Source organism: Flavobacterium sp. (genome assembly GCF_017744675.1).
Lineage (GTDB): Bacteria > Bacteroidota > Bacteroidia > Flavobacteriales > Flavobacteriaceae > Flavobacterium.
The window spans coordinates 159,099-173,547 of the sequence record NZ_JAGIAV010000006.1 but is presented as its reverse complement, the minus strand read 5'-3'; the positions used below and the strand labels follow the sequence as shown (position 1 = coordinate 173,547).

Below are 14,449 nucleotides of genomic sequence, written 5' to 3'. Positions count from 1 at the left end.
AAACAAACTTAGAAGCTTAGGAGCTTAGCATCTTAGAAGCTTAAAAGTTTTTATCATACGGAATATATTGATCCCATTCCCATGGCGTGAAAGTGTCTTTTATTCCTGTTTCCAGTAAATACTTAATTATTTTTCCTGTTGGATAACTATTTGACATGATTACCATTGCAATTCCCTTGTCTTGGAAAACAATTCCGTAATGCTGAAATCCAGAGCCTTGACCTTCTTTAAATGCACCATAACCATAAGGTGTTTTTACCAATCCCCAACCTAGACCATAAGAAAGCTCGGTTTTGTCATTCCAATTTCCGTCTTCTAAGGCTCCAGGTCCAAATTGATTTTTAGAACGAATACGAATCTGCGGACTAAACATTTCTTTATACGATTTAGCACTTAGTATTTTTTTGTTCAAAACTGCCGTTATAAACTTACTATAATCTTCTATAGTAGTTTCTAGTGTTCCCGCTCCTCTTGGGGCATTATCTTTGTCTTTTTCCTGAATCTTACCGTCATTATCATATCCGTAAGCAAAATCTTTTTCAAATTTTTCCTGCCATTTATAACTCGACGCAGTCATGCCAAGTGGCCTGAAAATCTTTTCCTGTGCCATTTCTTCCAAAGTCTTGCCTGTAATTTTTTCTAACACAACCTGAAGGTAAGTTAACCCTTCGCCAGAATAGCTGTATCTTGTTCCTGGTTCGAACTTAATCTTCAGTTTTTCGTCAGATTCAAACCAGCGCCAATTAGGTAATCCCGAAGTGTGGTCTAAACACATTCTCGCCGTAATTTTTTTATATTCTGGATAGGACTTTAATTCTTTAAAATCTTCGTGCCAGACTTTAAAATCATATTCGTAAATAGGTTTAAGAAGATAATCTTGAAGCGGTTTATCTAAACTTATTACACCCTCTTCTACCAATTTCATCACCAAAACTGCAAAAACAGCTTTACTTAAAGAAGCTCCATAAAGATTGGTCTGCAATTCTAACTTCTTCTTGGCTTCGACATTGCTATAGCCAAAAGTTTTCATGTAAACAGGTTTTTTAGCATTAAAAACCGTTATAGCCAATCCTTTTACATCTGCTTTACTTATGAGACTTTCGATTGCATTTGTCAAACTATCTGACGAGATTGTGCTTCCATCAAGCCTTTTTATAATAGAATTTTGTCCTTGAGCAGAGATGGCACTAATCAAAAAAATAATTAAAAGTAGGTTTTTCATAGTTTACGTTTATTCAACAATTATTAAGCTACTCCTGCTTTTATCAAACTTCTTTATGCATTCATTTTATGCAAAACAGCTTGATAATAAGTCAAGTAAAATGATCAAGAATTTTATAATGATTTTAAATCCCATTTTTTATTATATTTCAGTCCATATAACCATACAAATATATTCGCCATAAAAGCACAAGACAATACTTATAAATAACCATTTTTATGAAAGACATAAAAGATGATTTGAGCAAAAAGCTTCTGGAGCAAAAAAACTCGGGAAACTTAAATAATAAGCAAGTCTTAAAAACATGCCAAGAAATTGCTCAAAATTTTGCCCATTTAGAAAACGGCATTGCTGTTCTAAGCGATTTATATAACAATAAAAGCTATATATACTCAGGCAAAATTGCAGATGAGCTTGCTATTTTTAAAAAAGATCAGATTCAAGAAATTGAAAGTATTTGGGAAGAAGAACTTTTTGGCAAATTAAATCCTGATGATGTATTGCAGAAATATCTTTTAGAACTTCATTTTTTTCAGTTTATAAAAACAATTCCAGTAGAAGACAGAAAAGACTTTTGTGTCATTAGCAAACTAAGAATGAACGATAAAACAGCTACAAAATCTTTACTGCACAAAATGTTTTATTTTTCAAATGACTATCAAGATGTAGAATTAGCGCTTTGCCTTTATAATTTTGATTTTTCTCTGGCACAGCAATATGAAGGTGCAATTCTAAATACTGCAACTGGAAATATTATTAAACAAAACGAAAAAGAGAATGAGTTTTTTCTTTCGGTAAGGGAAAAAGAAATTCTTAAAATGCTTCAAGCAGGCAAACAAAGCAAAGAAATCGCATCTCTCCTATTTATTAGCGTTAATACTGTTAGCCGACATCGACAAAATATTCTTGAGAAAATGAAAGTTAGCAATACGGCCGAAGCCTGCTCAATTGCTACAAAATTGAAGTGGATATAGTTTTTTTTTAAGATGCTGAGATTCTAAGATGCTAAGGTTCTAAGTTTTTTTCTCTTTGTCTTAAACTTTGCTCTTATAAGTTATATTCTTTGTACTTTGTACTTTGTACTTTGCACTTTGGTAAAATAAAAAAACCCCGCTATAAAGCAGGGTTTAGTTGTATTATTTTTTTGATTCTTCGATAGAAACTTTTCTGAACTCTTTTAAAAGTTTTTCAATTTCTAAAGTTGATTTACGTGCTCTTGGTCCAGCAGCTTTAATTCCTTTCTCAGTCAAAGATTCAGCTTCAGCTTTGAATGTTTCAATTTCGGCGTTGATTTTTACTAATAAATCTTTCATGCTTATATATTGTTAAATTAAGCCACAAAAATAAAAGTTTGTGTGATAGTTACAACAATTTTGCTGTTAAATTTAATGCAGTTTTTCATTCAATTCCTTTACAATAAATTGACTTCTATTTTTTTAAAATCCCCAACAAACACAATACATTAACAATCAAACACTTATTAACAAAAGTGTTTTTACCACACCTGTTTTAAAGCTTTGTAGAAAAGTTTTGCCTACTATTATTTTTTTTCTAATGTTGTCTGAAAGTACTTCTATTTGTTAATTTCTGACAGAAAAACCACGTTCTAAAAAGGAAAAAATCCTCAGCAGTTTGCTTAAAACTCCTCAATTTTAACCACAGAATTGAGAAACTTGTAAAGTAAAATCGCTTGATTTAAATTCTCTATGTCTATTAAATTATGAATTCGTCTATTTTCTATTTAATTTCGACTTTAACTTTCGCAGAAAGCTGTTTGGCTAAATTGGTCACATAATTGGTAAAAAAAGCCGAATCATTGAAACCTTTATCTACGCTCAACTCCCAAGCTGCAATTGCATAATAGCTAATTTCTTTTTTGTTATCTACTTTTAATTTTGCCAAATACGAATCGGTCAGCTGTCCTGTTTTAGGAGCTTCAATGCAGCCTTGATATATGTTTGCCGGAACTAAAATTGCTGTTCCTAAAATCCATTGGCGCTCATAAGTCAGATAATCATGCTGAATCAAGCAAATCCAATCTCCAGCTTTAATAACCTGAAGCGGATTCTTATTGTTTAAATTAGAAATCGCAGCCAGAAAAGTTTCTTTTCCTTTAATACCATCTATCGAAACTGTATTTTTATAGCCATACATTCCTGGCCAAATCGAAGTAGTTTCCTGCACTTGATAAAGGTTTCCAGAAGCATTCCAATTTTGGTAGTGGTAACTTAAAACGGAATTTACAGGACCTTCTGCAACAATCTTAAAAGTCGTCCTTTCAATAGTATTGATCGTGTCGTTTCCTAGAATTCCAAGTCTATTTATTTTATTATCGATTAATAAAGCATAACCTCCTAACCCAACAGAATTTCCAACCGGAAAAATATCTCGTCCCCAATCGTACATGACATGATAGTTATCTTCGACTGCTCCTTTGCTATTTATACCCACATTTTCTGGAGTTATGCCCGGTAGTTTCTTTCCAAAAACATCCTTAGAATTTCTTCCGTCCAAATAGTGTCTAAAGCCAACTTTGTCATTTTCCCAAGTTGGTCCATCAGTTTGGTATTTTTGGTAACCTAATTTTTTATGAACTTGATCTGCCATTAAAATTTCTTGCGTATCAGGATGAACAGGAAGATTCTTTCCTTCTCTTTTCCCAAAACGAACACTGGTCTTTACTGTAAATTTAGGATCTGTATTTGACCATTTTAATTGCACTATTTTCTCTTCTTTAGGCTGGAAATCGGCAGTAAAAAAAAGTTCGTCCCATTTTCCGTCACCGTTAAGATCATTTGTCTGTGCTGGAATTGTATCTGTTTTAAACAGCAAAATCGGAAAATCTCCTTTTATATTGCTTTCGCCAATATTCTCTCTTTTTATAGAAAATGCCTTTTGCGAAAGCGCTAGAGAACTGCTGTTTTTTAAAACAATCGTTTTTTCTGACTTATTCTGAGAAACTTTGCAACTTACCAATAAAGTGACTACTAAAGTAATGGGAAGATAAAATGATACTCTTTTTTTCATTTTTTATTTTTTCTGAACAATTTAAGTGTTTTAATTGTTATAATAACACTTTAAGAGAAGAACTTTGTTCAAAAAGCATTATCCAAAACATCAATAAAAAAGCAGGATAAAGAACAACATTTATCCTGCTTTTAAGGAGCCACATTTTCTGCTAAAAATGTGCTTGCGAAAAAATATAAAAAAATAAAATATATTACATTAAAAAGTACATAGCTTTGTAATACTCTTGAAATTTTTTTTGAGAAATTTTTGAAGTTCTAAAAGATTTATTCTCTATTTTAAATTCCAACCTACTGTTAAAAAAGGTGTTTAGTTCTTTTAAAATTTCAGTTCTTGTTTTTGACTCATCAAAAAGCATCAGATTTTTTGTCACTTCTAAAAACGAAAGGCTTCTGTAAAACTGAGTATTAAACAAACAAACTAAAATATTTGAGCCTTTTTTGCCATGAGATAAAAAGTTAAGCAACTCGCTATGATTGTGTATTACATAAACTATGCGGTCTGCTTCTTTTACTGTTTCATTAAAAAATGAATCTTCAATAAAATCGAATGTTTCTTTATATCTTCTCTTAAACATCTTTAAGAATGCCCCTTTACTATCAAATACCAAAACTTTTTCCTTCTTCATAACTCGTAATTTTAGAAACATTACAAAGTTAAATTGGCAAATAATCTGGAATAGCCTTAAAATGCCATAAAACTGATATTATAAGGTAAACTTTAAACTTTTATAATATGCGTGACATTCTGTTCCACAAATCTCAAAAGTTCTTCCATTTTTCTGCGATCGTAATCTTTTCTAGAAATCGAAATAATATAATTGTTTTGCTCTTTTATGTATAAGAATAAAAAGTTCTTGGTTAAAATTGCCTTTTCTATTGTTGTCCATTTATGAGTTAATCTCCCTAACGGAAATCTAATGCAGACTTTAGAACCCGTAAAAACAAACTTATATCTATTGTTTAATTTTTTAAACCTTAAAAATTTCCTAGCTAACTGAAATGTCGCTTTTGAGACCACATCAACAAAAGAATTTTCGATAATAATAAAAAAGACAACAACAACTAGGCTTCTTATTATCCAAAGAAAAAAATCATCTTCTAAATTACTATTGGTAAAATCAAAAAAAATGACGGAAAGCAAAATCCCTACTGAAATAAAAACAATTCGCTGCCTAAATAAATGTTTAAAGTACATTTTGTTTAGCTTTCTTATTTCTGAAAGGTTTAACGGAAATTCTAAAGAAAAATTTGTGGCATTCATGATTTTGTTTCAGATTTTAATCGTAACACAAAGTTATTCTTAAGATTTCCAGTAGAGAAGACCTCTAAGCTTTTAAACTATCAAAATAAGACTTTTTAAAAACTTTATTTTGTAGGTTTTTTTAAAAGAGAAAATTACCTTTTTTTATATGAAAAATTATCATTAAAAAAGCTTCAAAAAGACAAATAAACAACAGTATAAGACACAAAAACCAATACTTATTTATTTTATTTTCAAATAGTTAACATTAACAAAAGTTTTAATTATTCGCCGAAATTATTTATCTATTTTTGCGACTAATCTAAGTTATTGAGAATATTTTCCTACAATGAATTTACAGTCAACAGAAGAAGAATTAAGAGAAAAAATTAAGGAACTTTCTTGCCTTTATGAGATCTCTAAAACTATCTCAAAATCCAGCTCTATAAATATTCAAACCTTATACGATATTATTGTAAGCGTAAAAAATGCATGGCGTTATTGTGCCGATTGCGTGGTTGAACTTCATATTAAAGATTACCATTTGTCCACTTCAGAAGAAATGGATAAAACCGTTTTTCAGTCTAGCACCATAATCGTAAACCAAACCAACTATGGCCACATTAAAGTGCATTATCCTGCAACAAAATACAATTTGAGTGACTTTAGTAGCGATGAGCAACAGCTTCTGGATACTATTGCTATAGAAATAGGAAATTATGTCGACAAATATCAAATTTTAGAAAGAAAGGCCGCTTTACGACGAACTATAGAGCGTATAGAACGTCTATCTCTGCTTGGCGAAATGACTGCTGGAATTGCACATGAATTAAATACTCCGCTAGGGAATATATTAGGCTTTGCTGAACTTATTAAAGAAGAAAATTCAAATTCAGAAATAGACGCTGATATTTCAATTGTTATCAATTCGGTTATTTATGCTCGAGAAATTGTCAAAAAGCTCATGTACTTTTCTTGCGAAATGCCTCAGAAATTGGAATTACAGAAGTTAAAACCTATCATCATTTTTGCTTTGTCATTTTTAAAATCCAATTTTCAAAAAAAATCAATCCGACATGAACTAGTCTTCAAAGATGAAAATATTATAGCTAAAATAGATTCTGTTCAAATTACTCAGGTTCTTTTCAATCTGCTTATAAATGCAATTTATGCTTCGCCAGAAAAAAGCACTATCAAAATAATTGTAGATAACGACGAAAGTAATTTATATCTAAAAATCGAGGACAGCGGAACTGGAATTCCAGATTCTATAAAGCAAAAAATATTTGAGCCTTTTTTCTCAACCAAACCCGTCAATTATGGTTGCGGACTTGGTTTGAGCGTAGTTCATGGCATCGTTAAAAATCATAATGGAGAAATTACGCTCCAAGATAATTTTCCTAACGGATCGATTTTTACAATCCGAATCCCAGTGACTGGAGCTCCAGGTGCTGCAGCAACTTGTTCACTAAACATAACGATCGCTGCACAGCCTGTATCTTATACTACAAACTGTGCGGGAATAACTACCAGCGGAACCTATGCGCCTGGAACTGCAATGACAGCTTCAAATACGATGACCATTCCTGTTAATGTGACCTATGTTGGCGCATATAATATTTCAACCAATTCTGTAAACGGCATAAGCTTTTCTGGAAACGGGACATTTGCCTCAACAGGATCTCAAAATGTAATTCTTACTGCAACAGGTACACCAACAAGTGGTGGAACATTCTCCTATGCCATTACTGCCAACAGCACAAATGGAAGCACTGCCTGCAATAAAAGCATAGTGTTTGCTTTTAGAACTATGAAACTTCTAGGGCTTGGTGAAAATCTCTATCAACCAGCTACGGCAAGCACTTCACAAGCGGGAAGAGCAATATTAGCTTCCGCAGCAAATTTTGGCCCTACAGGTACTGTACAAGTACAAGGAATAACTATTATTAATGGGGCTTATAATACCGGCACAAGTTTAAAAAATCTTATCAATTCAAATAATATTGATATCATTTACATCGGTTATAACTATAATACTAATGATGCCACAACCTTGACTATATTAAGCGATTTTGTTAAAAACAAAAAAGGAGTATTAATTCAGGCTCAGGAAAATGGAAATACTGGCTTAGCAACACTAATAAATTCTATTTGCGGTAGCGCTTTGACTGCCTCCGACATTAATAGTTCTGGTGCCACATACATAAACCCTCTTGCCAATATTGCCGATCCAATTTTAAATGGCCCATTTGGAAACATTCAAGGATTAAGTATAGGTGGCGATAACAATAATTCTTATTATGTTCCTACAATCTCAAATATCGTGAGTTTAGCCACAATAAGCGGCAACACCTCTCGAATAAGTACATTCAGGCATAACACTTTAGGTTATCTGTTTTGTGGAGATGGCGGAATGGTAGCTGGTAATTCTACCGATACCTCAACAACAATTTACCCTGCTAAAATTTCAGCAACAGGATTACCATTATCAAAAGCTTATACTTCAAGTACAACTGTTTATAATAGTATTTTTTATGCCAATACAATCGCTTGGGCAATTCAATATGTTCAAAATAATACAGACTCTAGTTATGTGATTCCGTAAAAAGCTAACCTACGTTTAATTTAAAAAATATGGCTAAGAAAAATTTAATATCGATTGTATTGCTAATCTTTTTGATAAACAAATTAGCTTCTCAAACCGTGAATATTGGCGAATTAACTGTTGCACCCAACACACAGTTTTCAACTTTATCTGATTTTGAAAATACTATAAACGGAGATCTTTTACAGGACGGGAATTTTTACGCCTACGCCAATTTCAAAAACGATGGATTAATAACCTATACCAATACTACAAATGGCACAACTTTTTTTTCTGGAAAACAAATTCAGTTAATAAATGGAACTCAAACTGCTCACTTTCAAAATGTCGTTTTCGATAACATTTCGTCAACCGTTCCTTTTCATCTGGCAACTATCATTAATATCGGGAAAAATTCTGCATTCAAAAAAGGAATAATTGATGCCGAAAGCTTTAACGGCAAAATGGTTTTTGAAGAAAATGCTTTTCATACTGATGCCAGTAATCTTAGTTTTGTTGACGGAAAGGTAGAAAACTTAGGAAACCTACAATTTGAATTTCCTATTGGTGATGATCTTTATTTCAGACCATCCTTACATGAAAAGGCTGCCGACATACAAAATGCTTATACCACGCAATATTTTCTAAAAAATGCGGGACCGCAACATCCTTATACCAGTAAAGAAACTGGCATTTTAATTATTGATGAAAAAGAATATTGGAACCTCAGTCAAAATAAAGGAACCGAAAAAATAGTTCTAACTCTTACTTTAGATACCAATACAACTCCTCCACTGTTTTTTCAGGAAACTGAAAATACAACGCTTGGCATCGTACGTTGGGACGATAGTACAGCAAAATGGATAAATGAAAAAGGCTCTACAACTGATCTATTAAATGGAGCCGACTATACCAAAATAGTAACTACTCAAGTTAGTGGCTATGGTATATTTACAATTGCTATAGTAGAAAAACAAAATAATGTGCCAACGGGTGATTTAATAATTTACAATGCAATTTCACCAAACGGAGACGGCATAAATGACAGTTTTCATATTAAAGGAATTGACAATTATCCTGATAACAGAGTGGAGATCTATAATCGTTGGGGAGTTAAGGTTTATGAGGCCGATTCTTATAATGAAAGTGATGTCATGTTTAAAGGATACTCTGATGGCAGAACTACAGTGAATAGAAATGCCGGTTTGCCGAGTGGGACTTATTTCTACATTTTGAAATATAAAAAAGATAATGAAACAATTGAGAAAAGTGGGTATTTGTACATTTCTAGGGATAATTAAAACTTCATTCTTTTTTATGCCATCAAACAGTTTTCTAAAAGATAATCTGCGTGTGTCTGGATGAGAATCCCTTTTTTCATTGAATCAAATCTCAAAATAAGAACTCAATAAAATAGGGATTCTTTATCCAACTACAAATTTATGTGGGCAAAAAGGGTTTTTACAAGAAAAAAAGAGAAAACTGGAGTTTTCTCTTTTCTAAAGATGAATTATCTATTACAATTCCTTAAACATTAACAACCAAGTAATATTTAAGAGAATTATCTTCGGCAAATGTATGGCATATAGTAGTTGTACATATCCCTAAAAGGGTTTTATACTATCAACTTAAGACATTTGCTTATTTGATTTCTTTTTGCAGCGTTTTTAAAGAAGGCTCATTCGATTCTTTTATTTGATTGACTACAATCTTGGCAATGCTAGTTGCTCCTAATAAAGATAAATGTGTATCGTCTGCTTTATCTTTATCATAATAAGGATTTTCTCCTGCTTTGAAATGCAAATGCAGTTCTTTTGATTTTTCTGGTCCATATGACTGCTCTAGCAATTCGGTGTAATACTCCAAATCTATAAAAGGCACATTTAATTCTTGTGCCACCAAACGGGTTTCTAATGGATAATTACCATGTGTTGGCACTAAAACTCCTTTTTCATTAAAGTTACGCCTCGAAATCGAAGTCAGCAAAACGGGAATAGCTCCTTTTGCTCTGCTTTCTTTTACAAACTTTATCAGGTTGTATCTGTAAGCAGTGTGCGGATTTGTGTATCGGCTTGGGTCTTCTATTTTAGCGTCATTATGTCCGAATTCTATAAAAACGTAATCTCCTTTTTTAAGTTTAGTGTAAATAGAATCCCAGCGTTTTTCTGCTATAAAGCTTCTAGTGCTTCGGCCGTTTACGGCTTTGTTCACTACCGTTACATTATTGGTAAAAAAAGGCTGTAAAACTTGTGCCCATCCATGTTCCGGATTTTTATCTGGATCTTTTTTGTTTGCCATTGTAGAATCACCAATGCAGTATAGGGTTGTTTTTTGGGCTACTGCCGCTGTGCTGATTAATAGTGCTAGAAGAATGTATTTTTTCATTTTTTTTTTTCGTTTTTTTTAACCGCAAAGTTTATTTTTTTAACCGCAAAGTGCGCAAAGGCTACGCAAAGAGCGCTAAGTTTTTCTTTTTTTAATTCTTTGACGTAAGAGCGCTAAGCTTTGTGGATATTCTTTGTGTTAGACGCACTGCAGTGCGTCTCTACGGCAAATCTTTGGCAAAAAAGCTTTGTCCCTTTGTTCCTAAAAACCTTAGAACCTTAGCATCTTAGAACCTCAGAACCTGTTACGCAGTGTGCCTCCACGGCAAATATTTGTACATACAGCTTTGCGTCCTTTGCGTTTTCTATGGGCATTTTACTTTAAAAAAAAACTTTGCGTGCTTTGCGGTAAATTCTAGTGCTTCGATACCGCTGTAGGCACACTCGCTTTTTGTCCTATAAAAACATCCGTCATTAGCACGTTTTCTGCGTTTTCGTTAGATAGAGCATTTTTTGCTTGTTTGATTTCTATGTTTTTTAATGTTATGTTTCTGATTTTTTTGTCTGGAAATCCTTGAATTACGATTCCAGATTCTGATGCTTTATTACAACTAATATCCGAAAAATGTACATTTGATATATCCGATTGAAAGCCTTTGCCTTCTCCGTGGTAATTGGCTGTGATGTATAGGCAATCTTCGACTTCATCTAACTGAATGTTTCTCACAAATATATTTTTGATATATCCGCCTCGATCTGCATTGGTTTTTAAATATATACCACGTTTTAGATAGCCTACTGTTTTGCAGTTTTCTACAAATACATTTTGTACGCCTGCCGACATTTCACTGCCTATTACAACGCCATGCAGACCTTTAAAATTACAATTTCTGATGACAATGTTCTGACTTGGAGTCGCTGTATTGGATCTTCCCTCATGATCTCTTCCTGCTTTTATAGCTACATTATCGTCTCCGTTATCGAAAGTGACATTTTCAATTAGAACGTCTTTTGCATATTCTGGATCGATGCCGTCATTATTGTGATTGAGCGACTTATAGCTTACTCCACGAACCGTTATGCTTTCTGATTTTAAAAGGTGCAGACACCAAAATGGCGAGTTTTCTATTCTGATATTTTCTACTAATATATTTTTACAGCTTAAAAACTGAATCATTTGCGGTCTTAAGAAATAACCTTCTCCAAATTTTCTTTCGTCTAATGGAATGTTGTTATGATTCATTTCACGGCTTCGGTTTTTGCCTTCGTTTTCTTTTGCTTTAAAGGTTTTCCAAGTCTTTCCCCCTTCTCCATCAATAGTTCCTTCACCCGAAATGGCAATATTGGTACAGTTATTCGCATAAATAAGCGGACTATAATTATACAACATTGTTCCTTCCCAACTTGTTAAAACCATTGGCAGATAATCTTTCGGATTGTCGCTGAATTTAATTTTGGCTTCTTTTTCTATTTTCAGGTTTACATTGCTCACAAAATGAATTGGTCCGTTGGTTTTATAGATTCCTTTTGGTACTATAATCGTTCCGCCATTGTTCTTTTTACACAATGCCATCGCTTTATCAAAAACCTTTTTGTTGTCGGTAATAGAATCACCTTTTGCTCCTAATTTTAATATATTGATTTGATATTTAGGAATTACAGGGAGCTGAATTCGTTTTACAATAGAATCGACTCTAGCAGAAGGAAAATCGCTATTCTGTGCAAATGAAGCCCATGAAAGGAATATTATGAAGAGGTATTTCATTTTTTTTAGGTTCTGAGGTTTTCTTTTGAGACGAGACTGTGTGGTATTTTAGGTTTAGTATAGAAGCTTAGCATCTTAGTCCCTAAGAACCTTAGTCCCTTATCAAAAATACCAATTTGCAATCTTGTCTTTAAGGATATTTTCGATTGAATATTGTACTGCTTCTTTTTTGCTTAATTGATGCGACCATTTTACTCTTTTCGAAGGCTGAAATCCTTCTCCACTGCAATTATACTCGGCATAAAAAGTTTTTTTTTCTGCTTCTGGTTTCGACCAGTTTTCCCAACCTTCTGGTTTAATCTGTTTTCCCATTTCGCAGTCCATAAAAACGGATTTAGCATAAATGCGCCACGGTCTTCCTAAATAAACGTCTTTTGCATCTGGATTTGCAGTGAGTTTACAATTTTTAAAAACAAATCCGAAAGGTGTTCCTTCAGGCGTTGAAGCGGCCGTGATGTATGAACTTTTTATGCTGTGAATGGTACAGTTTTCGAATAAGGCAGTTGCTCCACCAAAAATAAAATCGGTTGTTCCTTCTATATAACAATCTTTAAAATATTGTTTGGCATCTTTTCCAGATAAATACAAAGTATCTTGATTGCCTAAAAGATTGCAATTGGAAATCTTGACACGATTTGCCACTACCGATAATGCAATTGCTTGTCCGTTTTCGCCAGAAGTGTTTTTGATGGTCAGATTTGATGCTGCAAAATCGTCTCCTTCCACCAAAAGTGTGTAGGTATAAAAAGTACTGTTTCTTCCTAAACCAATTTTAGAGAAATTATCATCGTAAGTAATAATCGTTTTTTCTTTGCTTTCACCTTGCAAAACTACATTGGTATTCCACTCTGGAATTCGGACTTTTTCGTTATAAATTCCATTTTTAACATAAATGGTCACCTTCTCATACGGAAATGCAGGCGTTGCATAAATGGCATCTTGTATCTTGGTATAATCTCCAGAGCCGTCTTGCGCTACTGTAATATAGTTTACATTTTTCTTTTCTGCTGCTCCTACTTTAGTTCCGTTTTTTACTGCCCAATCAGGGTATTTTTTTAAAACTTCTTCAGGCGCATCTGAGTACCAAGAATACCCATTTCTTCTCTCTGAACCAATCTGATCTAAAGATTTCTTTTTGATTCCATCACGATCACAAAAGAAAGGTTCGTTGGTTTCTAAATCCATAAATCTTGCCCAAATTGGTTTTGCATTTACGGCAGGAATCATCTTTTTGTCTACCACTTTTCCAGCTTCGTTTAGAACTCTTTTCTCTTCTAAATTGGTGATTTTAGTTTTTTCAAACCATGTTGCAGCACTTTTAACAGCCGTCACAATTTCGGGTGAAGGTTTATCAATTGACATTAGAAGCAATGTAATTTTTGCCGATTCGTAACCACTTAAAGAAGCGAGTTCAAAAGCTCTCGCATTTGCAGGAGCAAGTGTAACTTCATCATGCTGTGCGCACCATGCAGTTAAAACTCCGTTTTGCTTATATTGTGTTTTTAAAATGCAATCAATTCCTTTATTAAATGCTTTTTTGCATTTTTCAACCATTTCTGCCGAAGGTTTTATGCTATAGTAATCTGTCTGGTCTGCAACAGCTTTTATAACATTCATAATGTTTACCATCGAATCGTCATTGTAGGTAATATGGGTGTAATATCCTTTTTTTAACGGGTAAAACTGTGGCCAACCTCCATTGGAATATTGCGCTTCCAAAAGGTAATTCAATCCTTTTAAGAAAGATGCTGCGTAGCGTTCGTCCTTGACCTGCGCATACATTCTCGACATAAAAAGCATTTCCTGACAAGTCGCTCCGTTGTCTGTTGTGGTTTCTGCAGCTGTTTTTTTGAGCGCAATTAAATCTTTTTTCTGCTTTTCGGTCAGTTCATCCTGCATCTGGATATTCTTTGGCCAACCTCCAATATCTCTTTGGTACAATAGTACATTTTCTGCTATTTTTTTAGCTTCCGCCGAAGCAAACCAAGAAGCATCGCTTTTTCTGATAATTTCAGACCATTTTTTATACGAAGTTTGCGCATGAAGTCCAATACTTGAAAATACAAGAAGGATAAAAGCTATTTTTTTTAACTGCACCATTTTTTTATTTGTTTTAATGCTTCCTTATTCTCCACTTTCAAAAGCGAAAAACAAGCCTATTTTTTTACAAATTGTAAGAAAAATCATTTAAACACCTATTTAAAACATCTTTTTCTTAGCAAATGTATTTTGATATTACTTTTTTTATTTCGCTTGATAGAATCAAATTATGAAAGCCGTTTTTT

11 protein-coding genes are annotated in these 14,449 nt (G+C 33.3%); 3 read left to right on the top strand and 8 right to left on the bottom strand.

Annotated features, from left to right (window positions below; translation table 11 throughout):
- Positions 1-40: 40 nt before the first annotated feature.
- Entirely contained in the window at positions 41-1,222 is a 1,182-nt protein-coding gene (locus J7574_RS19575) for a serine hydrolase (RefSeq protein ID WP_290972643.1), read from the bottom strand.
- A 218-nt stretch (positions 1,223-1,440) separates the two neighbouring features.
- On the opposite strand from J7574_RS19575, the gene J7574_RS19570 reads away from it, so the two are divergent.
- Positions 1,441-2,196: a response regulator transcription factor gene (locus J7574_RS19570; protein WP_290972641.1), complete on the top strand. Its 756-nt coding sequence runs from the start codon at positions 1,441-1,443 to the stop codon at positions 2,194-2,196.
- Between the two features lie 162 nt (positions 2,197-2,358).
- Here J7574_RS19570 and J7574_RS19565 read toward each other — a convergent pair whose 3' ends face one another.
- From J7574_RS19565 to J7574_RS19550, 4 genes are all read right to left on the bottom strand, one after another.
- Positions 2,359-2,535: a histone H1 gene (locus J7574_RS19565; RefSeq protein WP_008467640.1), complete on the bottom strand. Its 177-nt coding sequence runs from the start codon at positions 2,533-2,535 to the stop codon at positions 2,359-2,361.
- 424 nt (positions 2,536-2,959) lie between these two features.
- Positions 2,960-4,249 (bottom strand): DUF4861 family protein, encoded by a 1,290-nt coding sequence (locus J7574_RS19560; protein WP_290972635.1) that lies wholly within the window; start codon positions 4,247-4,249, stop codon positions 2,960-2,962.
- Positions 4,250-4,442: 193 nt separating this feature from the next.
- Entirely contained in the window at positions 4,443-4,877 is a 435-nt protein-coding gene (locus J7574_RS19555; protein WP_290972634.1) for a hypothetical protein, read from the bottom strand.
- 92 nt (positions 4,878-4,969) lie between these two features.
- Positions 4,970-5,512 carry a hypothetical protein gene (locus J7574_RS19550; RefSeq protein WP_290972632.1) on the bottom strand — a complete coding sequence of 181 codons (543 nt, stop codon included), beginning with the start codon at positions 5,510-5,512 and terminating at the stop codon, positions 4,970-4,972.
- A 328-nt stretch (positions 5,513-5,840) separates the two neighbouring features.
- Here J7574_RS19550 and J7574_RS19545 point away from each other — a divergent pair, with 328 nt between their 5' ends.
- Both J7574_RS19545 and J7574_RS19540 read left to right on the top strand, forming a co-directional pair.
- On the top strand, positions 5,841-8,096 hold the full coding sequence (locus J7574_RS19545) for an ATP-binding protein (protein ID WP_290972629.1): 2,256 nt from the start codon (positions 5,841-5,843) through the stop codon (positions 8,094-8,096).
- A gap of 29 nt (positions 8,097-8,125) precedes the next feature.
- Complete coding sequence (locus J7574_RS19540) at positions 8,126-9,376, top strand: gliding motility-associated C-terminal domain-containing protein (RefSeq protein ID WP_290972627.1); 1,251 nt, start codon at positions 8,126-8,128, stop codon at positions 9,374-9,376.
- Between the two features lie 340 nt (positions 9,377-9,716).
- Here J7574_RS19540 and J7574_RS19535 read toward each other — a convergent pair whose 3' ends face one another.
- The 3 genes from J7574_RS19535 to pelA all read right to left on the bottom strand — a co-directional run bounded on the left by J7574_RS19535 (position 9,717) and on the right by pelA (position 14,264).
- A complete protein-coding gene (locus tag J7574_RS19535; protein ID WP_290972624.1) occupies positions 9,717-10,460 on the bottom strand; it encodes a rhamnogalacturonan acetylesterase in 744 nt (247 codons plus the stop codon).
- A gap of 354 nt (positions 10,461-10,814) precedes the next feature.
- Positions 10,815-12,164, bottom strand: coding sequence for a glycoside hydrolase family 28 protein (locus tag J7574_RS19530; RefSeq protein ID WP_290972621.1), 1,350 nt, complete (start codon positions 12,162-12,164; stop codon positions 10,815-10,817).
- Between the two features lie 102 nt (positions 12,165-12,266).
- Positions 12,267-14,264, bottom strand: coding sequence for a pectate lyase (pelA, locus tag J7574_RS19525; protein ID WP_290972619.1), 1,998 nt, complete (start codon positions 14,262-14,264; stop codon positions 12,267-12,269).
- Positions 14,265-14,449 lie beyond the last annotated feature (185 nt).